The following is a 22,064-nucleotide window of genomic DNA, read 5'->3' as shown; positions in this document are numbered from 1 at the left end:
CGAGCGAGCCGAGATTGACGATCGAGCCGGAATCGGTGGACTTCTTGAGGACCTGAGTCACCGGACGGTCGGGCGCCGTCGGCTCGGCGCAGGCCGCGGCCGCGAGCGCGGCGGTAATCGCAAGAATCCAGCGGCCCCGCCGTTTTCCCGCCGCGCTCGCGCGGGCGCAGGATTGCCCGGGGCGACCACCCCTCCGCTGGCGCGCGAGCGGCCCCCTGCGCAGATTCGAACTCCACTCACCGCGACGCGCCGTGCCCGACCTTGCCCAGCCACTCGCCTCCGCCCTGGAGCACCGCTACACGATCGAGCGCGAGCTCGGCCGCGGCGGCATGGCCACGGTCTATCTCGCGCGCGACCTCCGCCACCGGCGCCCCGTCGCCCTCAAGGTGCTCCGCCCCGAGCTAGGCTCGACCATCGGCACCGAGCGGTTCCTGCGCGAGATCGAGGTCGTCGCCGGCCTCACCCACCCGCACATCCTCCCGCTCCACGATTCCGGCCGCGTGAGCGCCGACGCCGGCGAGGGCGAGCTGCTCTGGTTCACCATGCCGTACATCGAAGGGGAATCGCTGCGCGACCGGATCGCGCGCGAGGCGCCGATGCCGGTCGAGGATGCGGTCCGCCTCGCGAGCGAAATCGCCGACGCGCTGGCCTACGCGCACGCGCGCGGCGTGGTCCACCGCGACCTGAAGCCCGCCAACATCCTGCTCTCCGCCGGCCACGCGCTCGTGGCCGACTTCGGCATCGCCCGCGCCGCCGCACAGGACGGCGACGCCCGCCTTACCGGCACGGGCCTGTCGCTCGGCACACCGCACTACATGAGTCCGGAGCAGGCCGTGGGCGACCGCGAGGTGGACGACCGAACCGACATCTACGCGCTCGGCTGCGTGCTCTTCGAGATGCTCGCGGGCGAGCCGCCGTTCAGCGGCCCCACCGCCCATGCGGTGATCGTGAAGCGCTGCACCGAGTCGGCGCCGTCGGTCCGCGCTCGGCGGAGTGGCATCCCCGAAGCGCTCGATTCCGCGGTCGCGAAGGCGCTCGCGCGGGATCCCGCCGAGCGGTTCGCCACCGCCGCGGAGTTCGCCGCTGCGATCGGCGGCGGGCTTGCGCCGACCGTCGACACCGCCGCGGGCGCCGCTCCGGCGCGCGAGGCGCGCTCCATCGCCGTCCTCCCGTTCACCGACATGAGCCCCGCGCGCGACCAGGAGCACTTCGCCGACGGCATGGCGGAGGAGATCATCAACGCGCTCACCCGGATCGCGTCGCTCCGCGTCACCGCGCGCACGTCGTCGTTCGCGTTCAAGGGGAAGAACGAGGACGCGCAGGAGATCGGCCGGAAACTCAGGGCCGGCACGCTGCTCGAGGGAAGCGTGCGCAAGGCCGGCAACCGGCTCCGCGTCACCGCGCAGCTGGTGAACGCGGCGAACGGCTATCAGCTCTGGTCCGACCACTACGACCGCGACCTCGACGACGTCTTCGCCATCCAGGACCAGATCGCGGCGAATATCGTCCGCGCGCTCGAGCTGGTGCTGAGCGAGGATGAACGACGGGCGCTCACGCAAACCCGGCGCGTCGATGCCCGCGCCTACGAGCTCTATCTCCGCGGCCGCCAGTTCTTCCACCGGCACCAGGGCAGGGCCGTGCAGAACGCGCGGCAGCTCTTCGCCCGCGCCACCGAGATCGACCCCGGCTTCGTGCTCGCGTACGCGGGCATCGCCGACTGCAGCTTCTTTCTCGGCGCGAGCTGCATGTTCTGGGACGCGGGCGAGGCGGACTTCGAGCAGGCGGAAGCCGCGAGCGAGAAGGCGCTCGAGCTCGGGCCCGAGGTGGCCGAGGCGCATGCGTCGCGCGGGCTGGCGCTGAGCCTCCGGCGCCGGTTCGACAAAGCCGAGCGGGAGTTCGAGACGGCGATCCGGCTGAATGCGCGCCTCTTCGAGGCATACTATTTCTACGGCAGGGTCTGCTTCCAGCAGGGGAAATTCGCGGAAGCGGCGCGCCGCTTCGAGCAGGCGGCAAGCGTCCGACCGGAGGACTACCAGGCCCTCGGTCTCGCAGGGAACGCGTACTGGGGAATGGGACAGCAGGAGCAGGCGATGGCGACCTTCCGGCGTGAAGTCGCCGTCGCCGAACAGCACCTCGAGCTCAATCCGGATGACGCGCGTGCGCTCTACTTGACCGCGGTGTCGCTCGCGGTGCTGGGCGAGCGCGACAAGGCCCTTGCCTGGGCCGACCGCGCGCTGGCGCTCGACCCCGGTGAGCCGTCGGTCCTCTATAACGTCGCCTGCGTCTACGCCCGACTCGGCCTCACCGAGCGGGCGCTGGACACGCTGGAGCAGGCGGTGGGCGATCGCTCGGGGCACGTCGAGTGGATCGCGCACGATCCCGATCTCGAGTCGCTCAGGGAGCTGCCGCGGTTCCGCGCGCTGGTGGACCGGCTGTAGGGAGCGCGCGGCGCCGGCACCCGTTCCTCTCTCCTCGTTGCTTCCATTCGTCGCGCCGCGACAACATAAGCCCTGACCGCCGCGTGGGTGCAGTCGCTTGCACCGCTCAATCGTTGGATCGGCCAACGCGTTAGCGGATGATCCAGCGTGCTGCCCGGCATTTCCGCTGCGGCACCGGCGTTGCATCAGTTCCGGAAATCCCTACAACAACCGAGGGACCCCTAGTTCTCTCCTGCCGACAAGGGCACCCCGGCCGCGAGGCCGGTCCGCAAAGCCACGGGTCTCTTGATCGGGGGAGACGGCCGGGCTGTCGAAGAGGGGCGCGCCGGTACGCCGGACTCTGCCGGGCCACCTCCGAGGTCAAGGAGACCTCCGTATGTCCAAGCATGTCACGCTCCTCGGCGTCGCCCTGCTGAGCGCGCTCACCGCGTGCGCCGGCGACAGTCCCACAGCCGCATCCGACGGTCCCTCGGCAAACCGGTCACTCGTCATCACCCAGGGTCTCCCGGCTCCCGCCCGGCCGGCGGCAAAGCGGCCGTCGCTGTCCTCCGCCGCCGCCGCCGTCACCAGCGCGCTCGGCGGCTCGGTCACCACGCCGGTGAGCCTCAAGCCGGAGACCTGCGAGCCCGACGGCCAGGCCGTGACGGTGACGTACACGGTCACCGGCAGGCAGGACCATCCGGCGAGCTTTCAGGTGAACACGCGGTGGGTATTCAATGGAACGAGCTGGACGGGGTCCGTGCCGACGACGGTGAACGTCGCCACGCGGCCCACAGGCCCGGGCTCCGACACGTACATGGTCACGCTCACCTTGGTCAATTCCAGCTCGACCGCGACCGGGACCTCGAGCTTCAGCGTGGTCCCGTTCAATCTGGTGACGAGCGCCCCGGCCGCGCTGGGCATCAGCGGAGGCAACATCACCGTGTTCGTGGCGTTTGCCGCATGCCCGGTCGTCAACACGGCTCCCGCCCTCACGCTGCCGAGCGATTTCACGGTCGAGGCCACGAGCAGCGCGGGCGCCGCCGTCAACTACACGGTCACCGCCAGCGACCTGGAGCAGGGCGACCTGACTGCCAGCGTCGTCTGCACGCCGGCCAGCGGCACCACGTTCGCGCTCGGCGAGACGACGGTCAACTGCTCGGTCACCGACGCGGGCGGCCTCTCCGCGATGGGCAGCTTCAAGGTGACGGTCGTCGATACGACGCCCGCCTTCTTCACCGCGTTTCCGACCGGCACGCTCACCCTGATCGCCGCCGACATCACCGGCGCGGTGCTGGACATCGACGCGCTCCACATCGAGGTGGAAGACGTGGGCCACGTGTCCGAGCCGTCCACCTTCTCCTGCGACTACGTCGCGGGCACCAAGCTCGCCATCGGCAGCACGACGACCGTCTCGTGCACGGCAACGGATCACGTCGGAAACGAGAGCGACCCCAGCACGTTCGACGTATTCGTCGGTCTCAACGTCAACGCGACGGGGTTCCTGCCGCCGCTGCGGATGGTGGCGCCGTTCAGCGCCCACAAGCGCGGCTCGACGATTCCGCACAAGTTCCTGCCGCCTACCTACGCCGACGGAACGCCGGCCACCGATCTCGCCAGCGGCCTGCGCCTCGTTCTCACCCAGGTGGACGGCAGCCCCGACCCCACCAGCATCGATGGCGATGACTACTCGGCGGGCTCCACGGCGTGGCGGTACGACGGCGACGCGGGGCAGTACATCTTCAATCTCAAGACCGGCACGGCCGATCCGTGGGTTGCCGGTACCTGGACGACGACCGTCTCGTACGCGGGGATCACGCTGGCCACGACGCAACTGGAATTGCGGCGCTGAGCGTGGACGGGGCGGCCGCGAGCCGCCCCGTTTTTCCGTGTAGTATGGCGCCGAGACAAAGAGCGATGGCCGAGTCCTATCGCAACGCCTCCGCTCGCTGGTTGATATCCACCCAGTACATCGCGAGCTGCCGGATGATGCTGTCGAATCGCGCCGCATCCACCGGCTTGCGTACGTAGCTGTTGCATCCGAGCCCGTAGCCGGAGGCCAGGTCGCGGGGATGGGTGGAGGACGTGAGGATCACGATCGGCAGGAGCTTGGTCCGCGGGTCGGCGCGCAAGCGCTCCAGCACCTCGAGGCCGCCCACGCGCGGAAGCTTGAGATCGAGCAGCACGACGGCCGGCAGTGGCCGCGCGGCGGACGATGCATCGGCCACGGGCAGCAGGTACTCGAGCGCCTCCACGCCATCCCGGGCGAGGTCCACGGTGAGCTCGATGCCGGCCCGCTGCAACGCACGGGTGGTGAGCAGCGCGTCGTTTTCGTCGTCCTCCACCAACAGCACCCGCCTCGTGCTCATCGGCCGGCCCCGGCGTCGTGCGTGGTGAAATAGAAGCTTGCCCCTCGCTCGACCGCTCCCTCCGCCCAGATGCGACCGCCATGGCGCTGGATCACGCGCTGCACCGTCGCGAGGCCGATGCCCGTGCCCGGAAATTCATCGGCGTGGTGAAGTCGCTCGAACGGCTGAAACAGCTTCGCGACGTACGCCATGTCGAACCCCGCGCCGTCGTCTCGCACGAAATAAACATGCTCCCCGTTCACGGTGGTTTCGCCGAACTCGATGAGTCCTCGCGCATGCTTCCGGGTGAACTTCCACGCGTTCCCGAGGAGGTTCGCCAGCGCGATCTTGAACAGGGCCGCGTCGGCGTACGCCTTCCGGGTCGGGGCGATGCGGATTTCGACCAACCTGTCCGGCTCGCTCTCCTTGACCTCCTGGGCGACCATCCGGGCAATGGCGCTCAGGTCCACCCATGCCAGCTCCAGATCCTTGCGGGTGATCCGATAGAGGCTGAGGAAGCCGTCGATCATCCGCGCCATCCGCTGCGCGGCGTTGTTCACGCGGCGGAGGTATCGACGGCCCTGCTCGTCGAGCCGGTCGCCGTACTCCTCCAGTAGGATGTGGGAGAACCCCTCGACACCCTGCAGCGGACTCCGCAGGTCGTGCGAAATGGAGTAGCTGAACGTTTCCAGCTCCCGGTTGGCGATGTCGAGCTCGATGGTGCGCTGCCGGAGTTCCTCTTCCGCCCGCTTCAGCTCGGTGATGTCGAAGCCGACCCCCTGCACGAAGATCGGGTGTCCGCTGGCCCCTCGCACGATCTTGGTATCGCCGAGGATCCAGACCACCCGGCCGTCGCGCGCGAGGAACCGGTAGACCGAGTGAAAATCCTCGCCAAAGGCGACCGTGCGCGCGAACTCCAGATTCCACCGGTCCTTGTCGTCCGGGTGCAGGCGCTCGTACCAGAGCACCGGATTCTCCAGCCATTCTCGCTGGCTGTACCCCAGGAGGGATTCGATCTGCGGACTCACGTACACTTCCCGTAGCCCGTGCTCGAGCGAGGCCATGAACGTGACGGCGGGGATCTGCTCCAGGAGGGTTCGGTATCGCGCCTCGGTCAACCGGTACATGACGTCCGGACCGACCGGCTCTCCGTCCGGGGCCATGATCGATTCGGCGAGGCCGGCGAGGAGCGGCCCGGCCAGTTGGCGCAACACCGCCTCCGGACCCGCGACGTCTTGCGTGCCGGAAGTCTCGGAGCACGCCGGCCCGTCCGCGTTCATGAGCCCGGCTGCTCCTCCGGTCGCTTCCGCCACGAAGGCTCGACGTTGAGTGAGGCCTGGGTGAACCGCCGGAGCGCCTTGATTGCCTTGCCGTAGGTGAGCACGGCCGCCGAAGACAGATACGACCCCGGCGGTTGGTCCATGAACGGCATGAATTTGTCGGGAAATCCGGGCATGGTGCAGCCGATGCAGATGCCGCCCACGCTGGGGCAGCCGCCGATCCCTCCCATCCAGCCTCGCTTCCCCACGTTGCACTGCACGACCGGTCCCCAGCAGCCCTGTTTGACGATGCAGGTCGGGGCGCCGTAGTGCTCCGCGAAATCCGCCTGCTCGTAGAATCCGCCGCGGTCGCAGCCTTCGTGGACCGTCTGGCTGAACAGCCACGTAGGCCGCAGCGCCTCGTCCAGCGGAATCATCGGGGCATTGCCGGCGGCCTGAGAAAGGAGGTAGAGCAGCGTCCCCATGAAGTTGTCCGGCTGGACCGGACACCCCGGCAGGCAGACGATCGGGATGTCCGCCCTGGATCGCCACTGCCACCCGAGATAGTCCGGCAGGCCCATGCACCCGGTGGGGTTGCCGGCCATGGCGTGGATCCCGCCATACGTCGCGCAGGTGCCGGCGGCGAGCACGGCCCACGCATGGGGCGCCAGATGGTCGATCCAGTCGCAGGTGAGGCGCGGCTGCCCCGAATCCTGATCATTCCCGAACGCCGCCCAGTATCCTTCCTGCTTGTTCTGCTCGTTGGGAATCGAGCCTTCGACGACCAGAATGAACGGGCCCAGCTCTCCGCGCTCGGCGCGGCGGAAGGGCGCGAGGAACTCCTCGCCGTTTTGGGCGGAGAGAACGGGGTTGTGCAGACGAACCTTGGGGATTCCCGGAATGGCGCCCAGCAGCACGTCCTCGATGCTGGGCTGGGTCGCCGCCGTCATCGCGATCGTATCGCCGTCGCAGCCCAGCCCCGCGGTGATCCACAGGACGTCGATCTCGGAAATCCGCTCCCCCGCTTGCGCCACGTTATTCGCTCCCCGGTGGACGGCCCTCCCGGTCCTGCGGTACACCGCGCAGGCTAACGGGTAGCAGGTGAGGCGCGGGCGTACAAGGCTTCTGGATGTGTCGTCGGCTGAGTTCCTCGCATCACCTGGCCGGCAATACGTAAAATGCGCCCAGTATCGCCCCGTAGATGAGGTGCCCCACCAGCACCGACACCGGCGTCTGATACCCATAATTGAGCGCGAGAAATCCCGGCGGCTCGAGCTGCCGCGTCACCGTGGGCCCCTTCTCCTCGCTCGCCATTCGCGGATGGAGCCCCGGCAGGATGCGCATACCCACCGTCAGCACGAAGAGCGCCTGCACAATCCCGATCAACCCACCCGCCCACCAGGTCGCGACACCCCACGCCCGGAATGCGGCGACGTACACGAGCGAGAAGATCCATCCGTTCAACAGATGAATCCCGAAGCCGATGAGCTTGGCCCGGTCGCGGCTCGGCGTGAACATCGCGCCCAGCATGTAGGGGAGGTTCATGCGGGTGAGCCTCAACTCCTGGCTGCCGCCCATCACCGTGGTGAGCGCCAGCGTCGCGACGAAGCTCCACAACACCCAGCTCGCCCAGTTCACACCCGCAACTCCTTCGAATCGGATTCCTGCCGCTTGGGCGGGACGTGGTGCTCGACGGGCGCCTCGCCTTCCCGCCGCCGCACGATCGACAGCGCCGCGTTGATGACCCCGAGGTGGGTGAACGCCTGCGGAAAGTTGCCCAGCGCCGCGCCGGTCGACGGATCGATCTCCTCGGCGAAGAGCCCCACGTCGTTGGCGTAGCCGCAGAGCCGCTCGAACAGCTCGCATGCCTCGTCCACCGTCCCGCCGCCGAGCGCCAGATACTCGGCGCCCCAGAAGCCGCAGACGCCGAAGGCGCCCTCGGCCGGCTTGCCGTCGACCTCGTAGTGATAGCGACGGAGCAGCACGTTGTCGGGGCCGGCGCCGAGCCGCTCGCGGATGCATCGGTAGGTCCCTCGCATCCGGTCCGAGGCGGCCGGCGCAAAGCCGTACCACGCGAAAAGCAGCAGCGTCGCGTCGACCCTCTCCCCGTCGAGCTCGGCGACGTAGCTCTGCAACTCCGGACTCCACGCGCGCGATTCGACTTGCTGTCGAATGCGCTCCCGGTTCTCCGCGAGCAGCGCGGCCGGTGCGTCGTCCAGATGGCCCTGCTCGTGCAGCCGGAGCAATCGGTCGAGCGCGGTCCAGCAGAGCACCCGCGAGTGGGTGTGGTGGCCCCGTCCGGTGCGCGGCTCCCAGATGCCTTCGTCCCGCTCGTCCCAGTGGCGGCACACGTAGTTGCCGAAGTCGCAGAGCAGCCGCTCACTGTCGTGGTCGAGCGTGCCGCCCTCGCGGACGAAGTGCGTCACCGCGTCCACCACCTCGCCGTAGACGTCGAGCTGCCGCTGCTCGGCCGCCGCGTTGCCGATGCGCACCGGCCGCGAGCCGCAATAGCCGTCGAGCCGGTCGAGGCAGCGTTCGGGATGCGGCTCGTTGCCGTGCACGTCGTAGAGCACGCGGAGCCTGGGTTGGGTAAGGCGAGTCGCCTGCAGGAGCCATTCGACGAATGCATGCGCCTCGTCGCGATAGCCCAGGCCGAAGAGCGCGCGCACCGTGAGCGACGCGTCGCGCAGCCAGCAGTAGCGGTAGTCCCAGTTGAGCGGGCCGCCGATCCGCTCGGGCAGCGAGGTCGTGGGCGCGGCCACCACCGCGCCCGACGGCGCGTACACCAGGAGCTTGAGCGCGAGCGCGCTCCGGATCACTTCCTCGCGGCAGGGACCCTCGTAGCAAATTCGCTCGGCCCACTCGCGCCACCACTCGGCCGTGCGTGCGATGGCCGCGCGCGAGTGCTCGCCGAAGGGCGGGAGCACGGCCGGACCCCGGGAGGCAAACGTGAGCGACGCGTGGGCGGAGCCGCCCGCGCGGAGGTGTACGGATCCGCGCGCGCTGTTCTCGTTGGTGAGCTCGAGCGGGAAATCGGCGCGAAGTGCCAGCAGCCCGGCGCCGGCCTCGACCCGCACGCCGAGCTTGCCGGCGTTCCGGATGCGCGCGGGCTCGAGGCCGTAGCCGGGACGCGGCTCGAACAGCAGCGCGACGTCCACCTCGCCGCGCTCGCACTCGATGAGCCGGAGGATTTCGTGCTCCGGCATGAGCAGGTGTTTCTTGTCCTCCTCGGACGCCACCGGCATGAGGTCGGTGATCGAGATCGTACCCGTGCTCGTGTGGAACCGGGTCCGGAGGACGTTGGTGTGCTCGATGTACTCGCGCTGGCTCCGGAACGGCTCCGCCGGCGCGATGCGCCAGCGACCGGCCCCGGGGTCGAGGATGGCACCGAGCAGGGAGGGGCTGTCGAACCGGGGCCAGCAGAGCCAGTCGATCGAGCCGTCGCGGCCGACGAGGGCGGCGGATCGGCCGTCGCCGATCAGGGCGTAGTCTCCGATGGCGTTCACGGCTAGGAATCTAGCCCGGCCGGCTGGCGCCTCGCGGTCGCCCGATACACATTCGAGCACCCTATCCGCCGAGGTCCCGTGGCCGACGTCCCCGAGGCGCTCGCCGGCGCGCTTAGCGATCGCTACCGCCTCGAGCGCGAGCTCGGTCGCGGCGGCATGGCCGTCGTGTTTCTCGCCCACGACCTGAAGCACGACCGCCCGGTCGCGCTCAAGGTCCTCCACGCCGACCTCGCCGCGGCACTCGGCACCGAGCGCTTCCAGCGCGAGATCCGCTTCGCCGCCCGCTTGCAGCACCCGCACATCCTCTCGGTCTACGACTCGGGCGAAGCGGCTGGCCGCCTCTGGTTTACCATGCCGTTCGTGGACGGCGAATCGCTCCGCGACCGACTTCGCCGCGCCGGCAGACTGGACCTGGGCGACGCGCTCCGCGTCGCCCGCGAAGCGGCCGAGGCGCTGGCCTTCGCCCACGAGCACGGAGTGGTGCACCGGGACATCAAGCCGGAAAACATCCTGCTCACCCGCGACGGCAACACGCTCGTTGCCGACTTCGGGATCGCGCGCGCCGTGGGCTCCGAGGCGGGCGAGCAGCTTACCGCAACCGGCATGAGCGTCGGCACGCCCGCGTACATGAGCCCCGAGCAGGCGGCCGGCGCGACCGAGCTCGATGGGCGGAGCGACCTCTACAGCCTGGGCTGCGTCGCGTACGAGATGCTCACCGGCGAGCCACCCTTCACCGGCACGACGCCGCAGTCGGTCATCGCCAAACGGTTCACCGATCCCGCGCCGCCGGTGGCGAAGCTGCGCGACCAGGTGCCGGAGGCGGTCGAGGCCGCCGTGGCGAAGGCCCTGAAGCGCGAGCCGGTGGATCGCTTCGCGACTGCGGGTGAATTCGCGACCGCGCTGACGGCCCCGTCGGGCGCCACGTTTGCCGCGGCGCGGCCTCGCGCGCGGAGACCCGCGATTGTCGTCGCCATTGCCGTGCTCGCGGTGATGGTGGGCGCCGCGGTGCTCGCCGCGCGCCGGCTGCCGATCCGCGGCCGCGAGGGCGCCGAAGTCCGCTGGGCCTCCACTGAAGCCGCGCCGCTCATCCGCCTGCTCGCGGACAGCGGCCGTTGGGACTCGGCGTACGCAGTGGCGATGCGGGCACATGCGGCGCGGCCTCGCGACGCTGCGCTCGACAGCCTCTGGCCCAGGTTCTCCGACACGCTCACGATCCGGACGGAGCCGGCGGGCGCCCGGGTCTACTGGAAGCACTACGCCCGCCCGACCGAGCCCGGCATCCTGCTCGGCACCACGCCGATCGCCGCGGCACACCTTCCCCACCGGATCTCACGGCTTCACATCGAGCAGCCGGGACGGCCGGGGCTCGACGTACTGATCTGGCCGAGCCTCTCGGCCCGCGCGCCGTATCATCTCGCGAGCGACACTGCGCCGGACATCGGCATGGTGCGCGTCCCCGGCGGCGGCACCGATCTCAACCTTCCCGGCCTCGACCACATCGACTCGCTGGTGCTCGGCGACTATCTCATCGGACGCTTCGAGGTCACAAACAAGGAGTTCAAGCGCTTCGTCGACGCCGGCGGCTACACGCGTCACGAGCTCTGGAAGTACCCGTTCGAGACCGGCGGCCGCACGCTCACATGGAGCGACGGTATCGCGCGCTTCGTCGACAAGACCGGCCGCCCCGGCCCGTCCATGTGGGTAGGCGGCGCCTTTCCTGAGGGGATGGGCGACGAGCCGGTCACCGGCGTGAGCTGGTACGAGGCCGAGGCGTACGCGGCGTTCGCCGGTGCGGAGCTCCCGAGCATCTTTCACTGGAGCCGAGCGGCGTTCACGTGGGGCGGCGCCGCCATCGTGCCTCTCAGCAACTTCGCCGGCCGTGGGCTATCCCCCGTCGGCAAGTACCAGGGCGTCGGGCCCTATGGCTCCGTCGACATGGCGGGCAACGCGCGCGAGTGGTGCTTCAACGGGACCGGCTCTGAGCGCTACATCCTGGGCGGCGGGTGGAACGATCCCACCTATGCGTTCAACGACGCGTACGCGCAGGACCCGTTCGATCGGACCGCGACCAACGGATTCCGCGTCGTCCGCTATCTCTCCGACGAAAACCTCGCCGCGGCGGAGCGGCCGATCGTGCGCGACTTCCGCGACTTTTCGAAGGAGCGCCCGGTGTCAGACCAGGTATTCGCCGCCTACCGGCGGATGTACGACTACGATCGCACCAGGCTGAATGCGGTCGTCGATACCACCGACGAGGTGACCGACGACTGGATACGCGAGAAGGTCTCGTTCGACGCCGCCTACAACCACGAGCGGATGGCCGCGTACCTCTACCTTCCGAAGCACGGCAAGCCGCCGTATCAGGCGGTGGTGTTCTTCCCCGGCTCCAACGCGATCCACGGCCGCTCATCGGCGCACGAAATCACGGAAAGCGCGTTCGACTTCATCATTCAGAGCGGCCGCGCCGTCATCCACCCGATCTATCTCAGCACCTACGAGCGGCACGACAGCCTCCACAGCGACTACCCGGACGAGAGCAACTTCTACAAGGAGCACGTGATCGCCTGGGCCAAGGACATGCGCCGCTCGATCGACTACCTCGGCACCCGGGCGGACATCGATACCTCGAGGGTGGCGTACTACGGCGTGAGCTGGGGCGGCTACCTGGGCGGACTCATGCCGGCCGTGGAGCCCCGGTTCAAGACGGTGGTGCTGCTGGTGGCGGGGCTCGAGTACCAGCGCGCGCTGCCCGAGGTGGAACCGATCAATTATCTGCCGCACATCACGGTGCCGGTTCTCATGCTGAACGGCCAGTACGATCACTACTTTCCGGTCGAGACCGCGCAGCGCCCGATGTTCCGCCTGCTCGGCACCCCGCCCGACCGGAAGCGGCAGGTGATCGCCGAGGGCGGGCACTTCGTGCCGCGAACGCAATTGGTAAGGGAGACGCTGGACTGGTTGGATCGGTGGCTCGGGCCCGTGCGCTGAGGGCTGGCGGCGCTCGATTTGCCGTTCACCTCATGCTGGTCGCCACTCCTCGAACGAACAGGTCGTCCCACAGTTGAATGCTGACGACGCCGAGCAGCTCTTTTCCGAACCGCGCCTCGCCGCTGTTATGGCACTCCAGCATGGAGCGGATCGCCTTGGGCTTGAAATAGCCTTTGTCCCGAAGGCTCGGCTCCGACAAGGCCTGGCTGGCGAATTCAGGCAGGCGTTGTTTCCACGGCCAGTGGGGGGCGGCCAGTCCCCGCTTCTTTCGCTTCAGAATTTCCGCCGGCAGATCTTTCTCCAGCGCCCGGCGGAGAATGTGCTTTTCGTCCAGCCAGCGGATCTTGAGCCTTGCCGGAATCCGGCCGCAGAACTCGACGAATTCGTGATCCAGGAACGGGACGCGGGCCTCGAGCCCGTACGCCATCGTTCCCGCGTCCAGCGTCCGGATGACGTAATCGGTCATGCGCGTATTGATCTCCCAGTACTGTGTCTGCGCAAGCCGGTGCCAGTGATGAAATCCGTCCGGGACGCGAAGGGGTTCGACAGCCTGCTGGTCCGGCCCGCTCTCCGCCCCGCACCGTTCGCCGAAGATTCCCGCCACCGGTTTCCGGGATGCATTGTCGATGATGCGCATGTATCGCTCCTGAGTCATTGCTGAAGGAGCCGAAAAGGCGCGGCAGTGTCCTGGCCACTTCCGTCTCAAGAGCGGCATGCCCGCGACGAAGCGACGCAACCCGAGCGGCAGCCCCAAGAACGGCCCCAGCATTTTCTCGATCCGATGCCAGTGGTAGCCGCCGAAGACTTCATCCGATCCTTCGCCCGTCAGAACGGTTTTCACGTGCCGGGCGGCCGAGTGCGCGAGCTGCAGGTGGGGGATTCCGCCCGCGGAGAGGTTCGGATCCTCCTGGTGCCAGATGAGCTTCGGCAGCAGATCGAACGCCGCCGTCGTACAGGTCGTAACGTGACTGGATAGGTCGTAACCAGCGTAGTCGGCCAGAATTCTCTGTTGTCCTACCTCGTCGTAAGCCGGATCCTCGAATCGCACCGAGAATGTGTGGACGGGATCCGGAAGCTGCCGGCTCATCAGGCTCGCCATCGCACTCGAATCGATGCCGCTGCTCAGGTACGACCCGAGAGGTACGTCGCTTCTCAGGTGCAACGTCACAGCCTCTCCCAACTTGCCGCGTAGCGCGGACGCCCAGTCTTCGGGGCTCTGGCGCAGGTCCTCCTCACCCTGAGGAGGAAACGAGAGATCCCAGTAACGTCTGGTTGTGATCCGCCCCGCTTCGTAGAGGAGATAGTGCGCCGGCAAGAGCCGTCGAACGCTGGTCAACAACGTGTGCGGCGCCAGGAGAAAACCCGTTTCGAAGAGTTCGCGGATCGCACGCCCGTCCACTCTTCGTTCGACGGAGTCCGCGGCCAGGATCGCTTTGTATTCCGAACCGAAGTACAGAGCGTCGGCTGTGACGGCATAGCTCAGCGGCTTGATCCCGAACCGGTCTCTGGCCAGCATGAGCCGGCGGCGGCGCGAGTCCCACAATGCGAAGGCAAACATCCCTCGCAGCCGATCCAGACAACCCACCCCGTGGTCCTCATACAGGTGGACGATGACCTCGACGTCCGAGCGGCTCCGAAAGCGGTGGCCGGCAGACTCCAGGCTCCGCCGCAGCTCCCGGTAGTTGTAGATCTCCCCGTTGCATACGACGGTGATGCTCCCGTCTTCGTTGGACATCGGCTGGTCGCCGCCCTCGAGATCGATGATGCTGAGCCTGCGGAAGCCGAGGCCGATCCCGTCCTCGAGGAAGTACCCCTGTCCATCCGGCCCGCGGTGCGACAGCATCCCGGTCATCCGCCGAATCGTGCCGGCGTCGGCCGGCATCCCGGGATCCGCGTATGCGACGCCGCACAAACCGCACATAGTCGCTCCTGCCCTAACGTTGGTAGACCGCCGCGCCGCCGACATATGTCGCGAGCACGTGCGTGCCGAGGATCTCCTCCGGTGCCGCGGTCATGATGTCGCGATCGAGCACGGTGAAATCGGCGTATTTGCCCGGGCTCAGCGTGCCCATCACCTGCTCCTCGAACGCCGCGTACGCCGCCCACCGCGTCATCGACGCCAGCGCCTCGTCGCGCGTCATCCGCTGCGCCGGATACCAGCCGCCCGGCGGCTGGTTGGCTTCGTTCTGGCGCGTGATGGCCGAGTGGAAGGTGCGCAGCGGATTCACCGGCTCGACCGGCGTGTCGGTTCCATTCGGGATGATGACGCCGGTCGCGAGCAGCGACCGCCAGGCATACGCGCCCTTGATGCGCTCGGGGCCGAGCCGCCGCTCGGCCCAGGGCATGTCGCTGGTCGCGTGGGTCGCCTGCATCGAAGGAATGACGCCGAGCTGCGCGAAGCGCGGGATGTCCGCGGGGCTCAGCACCTGTGCGTGCTCGATGCGGAACCGGTGGTCCTTGACGGCCACTTCCGCGAGCGCCGACGCGTAGGCATCGAGCGCCACGCGGTTGCCGCGGTCGCCGATGGCATGGGTGGCGACCTGGAATCCCGCGCGGAGGGCGCGCACCGCCACGTCGCGCAGGTGGGCGGGCGGGTTGCGGAGCAGCCCGACGTTGGCCGGATCGTCGCTGTAGGGCGCGAGCAGCGCCGCGCCGCGGGAGCCGAGCGCGCCGTCGGCGTAGAGCTTGACGGCGCGGATCCAGAGATGGCCGCCGTAGAGCGCGCTCAGCGGCCCGCGGGCGAATGCGTGAGCAAGTGCGGCGGAGTCGTCCGCCACCATCGCATAGACACGAAGCGTGAGGCGGCGGTCTTTCGCGAGCGCCTCGAGCCGCGCGAGCACGCGCTCGGGCTCGCCGGGGTCGTGCACGCTCACGAGCCCCCACCGCTCTGCCTCGGCTTGTCCGGCGAGCAGCGCCGCATCGATCTCGGCGTCCGAGAGCGGCGGCACCGCGCGCTCGATGAGCGACTTCGCATTGTCCACGAACACTCCGGTGGGCTCCCGGCTCCCAGGCTTCCGCTCGATGCGGCCGCCGGCCGGATCGGGCGTCGCCGCCGTGACACCGGCGAGCGCCATCGCCTTCGCGTTCGCGAGCAGTGCGTGGCCGTCCACGCGCGTGAGCATCACCGGATGGTCGGACACGGCGCGGGAGAGCGCGTCGTGGATGGGGAACGCGCGATCCGGCCAGCGATTCTGGTCCCACCCGCGGCCGATGATCCACTGCCCCGGCGGCGTCGCCCGCGCGCGGGCCGCGACGCGCGCGATCACCTCGTCGTAGGTGGCGGTGCCGGTGAGATCGACGTTGTGGAGAAAGGTGCCCAGATTGAGCAGGTGGGCGTGCGCATCGGCGAGGCCGGGAAGGATCGTGCGGCCCGGGAGGTCGAGCACGCGAGTGGCGGGGCCGCGGAGCGCGAGCGCGCCGGCACGATCGCCGACGAACACGATGCGGCCGCCGCGGGCGGCAAAGGCCTGCGCGGCGGGGTGGATCGTGTCGGCCGTGTAGATGTGGCCGGCGGTCACGATCAGATCTGCCGGCGCGGCGTGATTCGGCAGCATGGGCCGCGTGCCGCTGCTGGCCGTCATGGCGAGCGCCGCGGCTGCCAGCGCGGGCGAGAAGGCGAGTCGACTGTGCATGGTGGTACCGACAAGCTAATACGACCCGAACCGCTCGAAGCGATACGCCACCTCCGGCCCGCCTTCCCCTTCGTACGCGAGCCGCGCGACGAGCAGCGCGAACGGCTCCCCCATCGAGCTTCCGCCGGCTGCGCGCGTGGCTGAACACATCGGTCATTCATCACCCTCACGGTGCAGCGCGGCCCATACGTTTCTCCCGAGACGCCCGTGAGGACCTCTCACGCTCGAGGCGTCGGCGAGGAGGAGCTGATGGCGAGCGATGCAACTTTGCGCGTGCTGCCTGGCGAAGGTCTGGTGGACGAGCTGGAGCACACGATCGAGGGCGAGGTGCGGTTCGATCGAGGCAGCCGCGCGCTCTACGCCACCGACCTGTCGGTCTACCGCCAGGTCCCGATCGGCGTGGTGATCCCCCGAAATCTGAACGACGTGATCCGCACCGTCGCGGCCTGCCGCCGGCGCGGAGTGCCGATTCTCTCCCGCGGGTGCGGCACCAGCCTGTCCGGCCAGTGCTGCAACGTCGCCGTCGTGATCGACTTCTCCAAGTACCTTCATCGGGTCGTGGAGCTCGATCCCGAGCGCGGCGCCTGGGTCGAGCCCGGGGTGATCTGCGATCAACTGATCCAGGCGGCCGAGCCGAACGGGCTCACCCTGGCACCCGATCCCGCCACCCACAAGTACTGCACGCTCGGCGGCATGATCGGCAACAATTCCTGCGGCGCGCACTCGGTGATGGGCGGCAAGACGGTGGACAACGTCGAGGAGCTGGAGATCCTCACGTACGACGGACTCCGCCTCCGGGTGGGAAAGACCGACGACGCCGAGCTGGAGCGGATCATTCGGGCCGGCGGGCGCCGGGGCGAGATCTACCAGCGCATGCGAGCGCTCCGCGACCGCTACGCCGACCAGATCCGCGCGCGCTTTCCTCGCATTCCCCGACGGGTGTCGGGCTACAATCTCGACGAGCTGCTGCCGGAGAACGGGTTCCACGTGGCCCGGGCGCTGGTCGGCTCCGAGAGTACCCTCGTGGTCGTGCTCGGCGCGAGAATGCGTCTGGTTCCGAGTCCTCCGTGCCGAGCGCTGCTCGTCATCGGCTACGCCGAGCCCTGGCTCGCGGCCGACCGGGTGCCCGAAATCCTCGAGACTGGTCCGATTGCGCTGGAAGCGTTCACCCGCCATGTGATCGACAACATGATCCGGAAGGGCAAGCCGCACGCGGGCGCTCGACTTCTCCCCGAGGGCAACACCTGGCTCCTGGTGGAGTTCGGCGGCAGCACGTCGGCCGACGCGGTCGGCCGCGCGCGCGAAGCGATGGCGAAGATCGAGGCCGCGGGCGACCACCGCGAGATGCGGCTGCTGGAGGATCGGGCCGAGCAGAACCTGGTCTGGCACATTCGCGAGGCCGGCGTCGGCGCGAGCCGGGTGCCGGGCGTCGAGAATGCGTGGCCCAGTTGGGAGGACTCCGCGGTCGCGCCGGAAAAGCTGGGCGCGTACCTGCGGGACTTCATCAAGCTGCTCGACCGCTATCACTACCGCTATACCCTGTTCGGCCACTTCGGGCAGGGCTGCGTGCACATGCGATTCGCCTACGACACCAAGACGGTCGAGGGGGTAAAGCGCTACCGAGCCTTCATGGAGGATGCGGCCGATCTGGTGGTCCGCTACGGCGGCTCGCTCTCCGGCGAGCACGGCGACGGCCAGGCGAAGGGCGAGCTCCTGCCCAAGATGTTCGGCGCCGAGCTGATGGAAGCGTTTCGGGAGTTCAAGCGGATCTGGGATCCCGAGTGGAAAATGAATCCGGGCAAAGTGATCGACGCCTACCCGCTCGACTCCAACCTCCGGCTCGGCCCCGACTATCACCCGCGGGTAGTCAACACGCACTTCAAGTTTCCTGACGATCACGGCAGCATGAGCCAGGCGACGGAGCGCTGCTTCGGCGTGGGCCTCTGCCGCCGGCTCGACGCCGGCACGATGTGTCCGAGCTTCAAGGCCACGCGCGAGGAAATGCACACCACGCGGGGCCGGGCCCACCTGCTCTTCGAGATGCTTCGGGGCGAGGTGCTTCCCGACGGCTGGCGCGACGAGCACGTAAAGGAGGCGCTCGACCTCTGCCTCGCCTGCAAGGGATGCAAGAGCGACTGCCCGGTGTCGGTGGACATCGCCACGTACAAGGCCGAATTCCTCTCCCACTACTACGATGGCAGGCTCCGTCCATTGCGGGCGTACGCGCTCGGCCTCGTATCGGAGTGGTCTCGTCTTGCCGCGCGCGCGCCCGGGCTCGCCAATCTGCTCACCCAGACTCCCGCCCTCGCTCAGCCGGTGAAGGCGCTGCTCGGCCTCGCGCCGGAGCGCAGACTCCCGCCGTTCGCGCCGGGCACCTTCCAGGCATGGTTCCGGCGGCGGAGGCCACGCAACGCCGACGGGCCGCGGGTCGTGTTGTGGCCCGACACGTTCAACAACCACTTCCATCCGGAGACGGCGGAGGCGGCGGTGGAAGTGCTCGAGGCCGCGGGCCATCGGGTGCTCGTGCCGGCGGGTACGGTATGCTGCGGCCGTCCGCTCTACGACTACGGCATGCTCGACCGCGCCGCGCGGCGGCTGGACCACATGCTGGCGACGCTGCGCCCGATGATCCGGGCCGGGGTTCCGGTCGTCTGCCTGGAGCCGAGCTGCGCCGCCGTGTTCCGGGACGAGCTGCTCGGCATCCGGCCAAACGACGAGGACGCCAAGCGGCTCAGCGCGCAGACGTTCCTGCTGGGCGAGTTCCTCGCGCGGTCGGACGACTTCAAATCCCCCCGACTCGCTGGCAAAGCGATCGTACACGCCCACTGTCACCAGAAGGCCATCTCGGACGCGGACGCCGATCAGAAGATTCTGCGCGCGCTCGGGCTCGAGGTGGACGTGCTCGACGCCGGCTGCTGCGGACTGGCGGGATCGTTCGGCTACGAGCGGGACCACTACGAGGTTTCCATGCGGGCCGGCGAGCATGTCCTGCTGCCCGCCGTGCGTCACGCGGCGCGGAGCACGATCATCGTCGCCGACGGGTTCAGCTGCCGCACCCAGATCGCGCACGCCACCGAACGCCGAGCGCTGCACCTGGGGCAGGTGATCCAGATGGCAATGCGCGAGGGCCGGTGGCCGGAGCAGCGCGCGCCGGCCAGCACGAGGCGCGCGGCGCTCGGGGCGCTCACGGTCGGCGGCGTGCTCGCCGGCGGCGCGGGATGGGTGGCTCGGAACCGCCGGCGCCGCCATGCCCGGGCCGGGTGACCTCTGGCATCTCGTAGTCGCTTTTTTCGCCGGCCTGGGCGGCGGCGCGATGAACGCGCTCGCGGGCGGCGGCACCAATCTTTCCTTTCCGGCCCTCGTGTGGCTCGGCCTCCCGGCGATTCAGGCCAACGCGACCAGCGCGGTCGCGCTCTGGCCCGGCAGCGCGGCGGGAGCCTGGGGTTTTCGCAAGGAAGCCGAGCAGGCCCGCCGCTGGTGGTTCTGGCTTCTGGTGCCCTCGCTCATCGGTGGCGCGGTGGGCGCGTATCTCCTGATTCACACGCCGCCACAATTCTTCAAGTCGCTCGCGCCGTGGCTGGTGATCGCATCGAGCGCGCTGATCGCCGCGGAGCCGGCGATCACCCGGCGGCTCGATCCGAAAGGGCATGGCCACCGGTCGAACACGTGGCGCGTGGTCGCGCTGGCCGTGCAGTTGCTCGTGGCGGTCTACGGCGGGTATTTCGGCGCGGGGCTCGGAATTCTCATTCTCACCGCGCTCGGCTTTCTCGGGCTCAGCGACATCCGCCAGGCCAACGCGCTCAAGAACCTGTTCAGCCTCGCCATCAAGGGCGTCGCGGTGATCTATTTCATCATCGTCGCGGAGGTCAGCTGGACGCCCGCCGTGATCATGGCGGTTGGTGCGGTGATCGGCGGCTATGCTGCGGCGCGCCTCGGCCGCAAGCTGGCCGAATCCACCATGCGGTGGGTGGTCACGGGGATCGGCGTCGCGGTGGGGATCGCCATGCTTGTAAAGCTGGCGGATTGACGCGGCGGCGCAGTGACTTTTCGCGATGGCCCCCTTCCTTTCACGCGCGGGGTGCACGGATGAGCAACGTCCCACCGGATCGCATGCCGACTCACACCGCCCAGTGGGACGGATTCACCTTCCACCACCGCAACGACCCCGAATTCGAGCTCCTCGCGCGGGAGATCTTCGAAGGAGGAGAGTACTCGTTCGACTGTGACAAGAGCGATCCGGTCATCCTGGATTGCGGGAGCCACATCGGCCTGGCCGTGGCCTGGTTCAAGCGGCGCTTTCCGCGGGCGCGCATCTTCGCGTTCGAGCCGGACCCCGAGACGTTCCGGCTCCTCGTGGCCAATGTCGCCGCGAACGGATTCGAGGGAGTCGAGCTGCTCAACCTTGCCGTCTCCTCCCGGCGGGGCACGGCTCGGCTGTTCGGAGATTTCGGTGCTGCGGCCCCGATGGCCTCCGCCCACTCGCTGCGACAGGACTGGGGCACCCAGAGATCGGATCAATGGATTCCCGTGAACACGGTTCCCCTGGCCGACTACATCGAAGGGCGCATCGACTATCTCAAGCTCGACATCGAGGGAATGGAGATGGAGGTGATGCAGTCGATCGAACCGCGCCTCCACCTCGTCCGGGCACTCGGTCTCGAGTTTCATGGCACCGGCCCCGATGCTGCCGACGACGAGGAGGACCTGATCCGGCTGCTGCGCGGATGCGGATTCCAGGTCTCGGTCACCCGCAAGCCGAGATCCATCTTCCCGCCCGACATCGACGCCTGGGTGAAGCGCGTTCAGCCGTACCTCTCGACGATCAAGGCGACCCGCCCGCCGGCCTCCGCCGCATGAGCAGCAGATACGCGAAGAAGCTCGGACCGAAGTACTTGGTGCCGGCGCGGGGCTCGTCATGGCGATATCATGATTCCCGCGGGCGCGCTGTGCACACGCTCGAGAGACGAGGGGATCATGCAGAAACGGAAACTCGGCAGCGGCAATCTGGAAGTCTCGGCCATCGGCTATGGCGCCATGGGGCTCAGCTTCGGCTACGGCCCGGCGACGGATCGCGCGGAGGCGATCCGGGTGATCCGCGCGGCCGTCGAGCGCGGCGTCACCTTCTTCGACACGGCGCAGGTGTACGGGCCGTTCGCGAACGAGGAGCTGGTGGGCGAAGCCCTCGCGCCGTTCCGCGAGCAGGTGGTGATCGCCACCAAGTTCGGGTTCGAGTTCGACGACGCGGGGCGTGAGGTAGGACTCAACAGTCGCCCCGAGTACATCAGGCCGATGACCGAGGGCTCGCTCCAGCGGCTTGGCGTCGAGATCATCGACCTGTATTATCAGCACCGGGTGGACCCGAACGTGCCGATCGAGGACGTCGCGGGGACGGTGAGGGACCTGATCCGGGAAGGCAAGGTGAAGCACTTCGGCCTCTCGGAGGCCGGCGTGCGGACCATCCGGCGCGCACATGCGGTGCAGCCGGTCACGGCGGTCCAGAGCGAATACTCGCTCTGGTGGAGAGAGCCTGAGGCGGAAGTGTTACCCGCGCTCGAGGAGCTCGGGATCGGCTTCGTTCCGTTCAGTCCGCTTGGGCGGGGCTTTCTCACTGGAAAGATCGACGCGACCACAAGCTTCGACAGCTCTGATTTCCGCAACACCGTACCGCGCTTCTCGGCGGAAAACCGGAAGGCGAATCAGGCGGTGGTGGACATGGTGGGCAGGATCGCGGGAAAGAAGCGCGCGACGCCCGCGCAGATCGCGCTCGCCTGGGTGCTGGCGCAGGAGCCGTGGATCGTTCCGATCCCGGGGACCACCAAGCTGGATCGCCTGGAAGAGAACCTGGGCGCGGCCGCCGTCGAGCTCACACCCGATGACCTTCGTGAGATCGACGCCGCCGTCGCAGCGGTCACGG

General features: G+C 68.6%; 15 protein-coding genes and 1 riboswitch. Of the genes, 7 read left to right on the top strand and 8 right to left on the bottom strand.

The genetic code is table 11. From position 1 onward, the window contains the following. Positions 1-251 precede the first annotated feature (251 nt). Together VFW66_11370 and VFW66_11365 are read left to right on the top strand one after the other, a co-directional pair. Positions 252-2,438 carry a protein kinase gene (locus VFW66_11370; protein ID HEX5387294.1) on the top strand — a complete coding sequence of 729 codons (2,187 nt, stop codon included), beginning with the start codon at positions 252-254 and terminating at the stop codon, positions 2,436-2,438. Positions 2,439-2,671: 233 nt separating this feature from the next. Beyond that, positions 2,672-2,753, top strand: a riboswitch (cyclic di-GMP riboswitch). A 61-nt stretch (positions 2,754-2,814) separates the two neighbouring features. Further along, positions 2,815-4,269 carry an HYR domain-containing protein gene (locus tag VFW66_11365; GenBank protein HEX5387293.1) on the top strand — a complete coding sequence of 485 codons (1,455 nt, stop codon included), beginning with the start codon at positions 2,815-2,817 and terminating at the stop codon, positions 4,267-4,269. Between the two features lie 76 nt (positions 4,270-4,345). Here VFW66_11365 and VFW66_11360 read toward each other — a convergent pair whose 3' ends face one another. The 5 genes from VFW66_11360 to VFW66_11340 all read right to left on the bottom strand — a co-directional run bounded on the left by VFW66_11360 (position 4,346) and on the right by VFW66_11340 (position 9,530). After that, the gene (locus tag VFW66_11360) at positions 4,346-4,786 is read right to left on the bottom strand and encodes a response regulator (protein ID HEX5387292.1); all 441 of its coding nucleotides are present in this window, start codon (positions 4,784-4,786) and stop codon (positions 4,346-4,348) included. Further along, positions 4,783-6,045, bottom strand: coding sequence for a PAS domain-containing protein (locus tag VFW66_11355; protein ID HEX5387291.1), 1,263 nt, complete (start codon positions 6,043-6,045; stop codon positions 4,783-4,785). Before VFW66_11355 ends, VFW66_11360 begins: the two co-directional genes overlap by 4 nt. Continuing rightward, a complete protein-coding gene (locus tag VFW66_11350) occupies positions 6,042-7,058 on the bottom strand; it encodes a hypothetical protein (GenBank protein ID HEX5387290.1) in 1,017 nt (338 codons plus the stop codon). Before VFW66_11350 ends, VFW66_11355 begins: the two co-directional genes overlap by 4 nt. Before the next feature lie 121 nt (positions 7,059-7,179). Next, a complete protein-coding gene (locus VFW66_11345; protein ID HEX5387289.1) occupies positions 7,180-7,662 on the bottom strand; it encodes a hypothetical protein in 483 nt (160 codons plus the stop codon). Then, positions 7,659-9,530 (bottom strand): glycoside hydrolase family 15 protein, encoded by a 1,872-nt coding sequence (locus VFW66_11340; GenBank protein HEX5387288.1) that lies wholly within the window; start codon positions 9,528-9,530, stop codon positions 7,659-7,661. The genes VFW66_11345 and VFW66_11340 overlap by 4 nt, the downstream gene beginning before the upstream one ends. 78 nt (positions 9,531-9,608) lie before the next feature. Here VFW66_11340 and VFW66_11335 point away from each other — a divergent pair, with 78 nt between their 5' ends. Beyond that, a complete protein-coding gene (locus VFW66_11335; protein ID HEX5387287.1) occupies positions 9,609-12,518 on the top strand; it encodes a protein kinase in 2,910 nt (969 codons plus the stop codon). Between the two features lie 25 nt (positions 12,519-12,543). On the opposite strand, the gene asnB is transcribed toward VFW66_11335, so the two are convergent. The 3 genes from asnB to VFW66_11320 are packed head-to-tail and all read right to left on the bottom strand — an operon-like array spanning position 12,544 to position 16,300. After that, entirely contained in the window at positions 12,544-14,439 is a 1,896-nt protein-coding gene (gene asnB / locus VFW66_11330; GenBank protein ID HEX5387286.1) for an asparagine synthase (glutamine-hydrolyzing), read from the bottom strand. Between the two features lie 13 nt (positions 14,440-14,452). After that, complete coding sequence (locus tag VFW66_11325) at positions 14,453-16,150, bottom strand: amidohydrolase (protein HEX5387285.1); 1,698 nt, start codon at positions 16,148-16,150, stop codon at positions 14,453-14,455. A 15-nt stretch (positions 16,151-16,165) separates the two neighbouring features. Further along, on the bottom strand, positions 16,166-16,300 hold the full coding sequence (locus tag VFW66_11320; GenBank protein ID HEX5387284.1) for a hypothetical protein: 135 nt from the start codon (positions 16,298-16,300) through the stop codon (positions 16,166-16,168). A 57-nt stretch (positions 16,301-16,357) separates the two neighbouring features. Here VFW66_11320 and VFW66_11315 point away from each other — a divergent pair, with 57 nt between their 5' ends. The 4 genes from VFW66_11315 to VFW66_11300 form a co-directional block, all read left to right on the top strand. Beyond that, positions 16,358-19,414, top strand: a complete 3,057-nt coding sequence (locus VFW66_11315; protein ID HEX5387283.1) for an FAD-linked oxidase C-terminal domain-containing protein — start codon at positions 16,358-16,360, stop codon at positions 19,412-19,414. After that, positions 19,398-20,177, top strand: coding sequence for a sulfite exporter TauE/SafE family protein (locus VFW66_11310; protein ID HEX5387282.1), 780 nt, complete (start codon positions 19,398-19,400; stop codon positions 20,175-20,177). Before VFW66_11315 ends, VFW66_11310 begins: the two co-directional genes overlap by 17 nt. Before the next feature lie 83 nt (positions 20,178-20,260). Next, positions 20,261-21,007: an FkbM family methyltransferase gene (locus VFW66_11305; GenBank protein ID HEX5387281.1), complete on the top strand. Its 747-nt coding sequence runs from the start codon at positions 20,261-20,263 to the stop codon at positions 21,005-21,007. Between the two features lie 117 nt (positions 21,008-21,124). Beyond that, on the top strand, positions 21,125-22,064 hold a 940-nt coding region (locus VFW66_11300; protein HEX5387280.1), incomplete at its 3' end, for an aldo/keto reductase.

This window comes from Gemmatimonadales bacterium (genome assembly GCA_036279355.1).
Lineage (GTDB): Bacteria > Gemmatimonadota > Gemmatimonadetes > Gemmatimonadales > GWC2-71-9 > DASQPE01.
Note: the sequence above shows the minus strand (reverse complement) of the source record. Positions and strands in the feature narration are given on the sequence as shown.

Bases quoted from the DNA above. Each gene is read 5' to 3' on its own strand.
- VFW66_11305 (HEX5387281.1), top strand. From the start codon at position 20,261: ATGCCGACTCACACCGCCCAGTGGGACGGATTCACCTTCCACCACCGC.
- VFW66_11355 (HEX5387291.1), bottom strand. From the start codon at position 6,045: ATGAACGCGGACGGGCCGGCGTGCTCCGAGACTTCCGGCACGCAAGAC.
- VFW66_11325 (HEX5387285.1), bottom strand. From the start codon at position 16,150: ATGCACAGTCGACTCGCCTTCTCGCCCGCGCTGGCAGCCGCGGCGCTC.
- asnB (HEX5387286.1), bottom strand. From the start codon at position 14,439: ATGTGCGGTTTGTGCGGCGTCGCATACGCGGATCCCGGGATGCCGGCC.
- VFW66_11320 (HEX5387284.1), bottom strand. From the start codon at position 16,300: ATGTGTTCAGCCACGCGCGCAGCCGGCGGAAGCTCGATGGGGGAGCCG.
- VFW66_11360 (HEX5387292.1), bottom strand. From the start codon at position 4,786: ATGAGCACGAGGCGGGTGCTGTTGGTGGAGGACGACGAAAACGACGCG.
- VFW66_11310 (HEX5387282.1), top strand. From the start codon at position 19,398: ATGCCCGGGCCGGGTGACCTCTGGCATCTCGTAGTCGCTTTTTTCGCC.
- VFW66_11365 (HEX5387293.1), top strand. From the start codon at position 2,815: ATGTCCAAGCATGTCACGCTCCTCGGCGTCGCCCTGCTGAGCGCGCTC.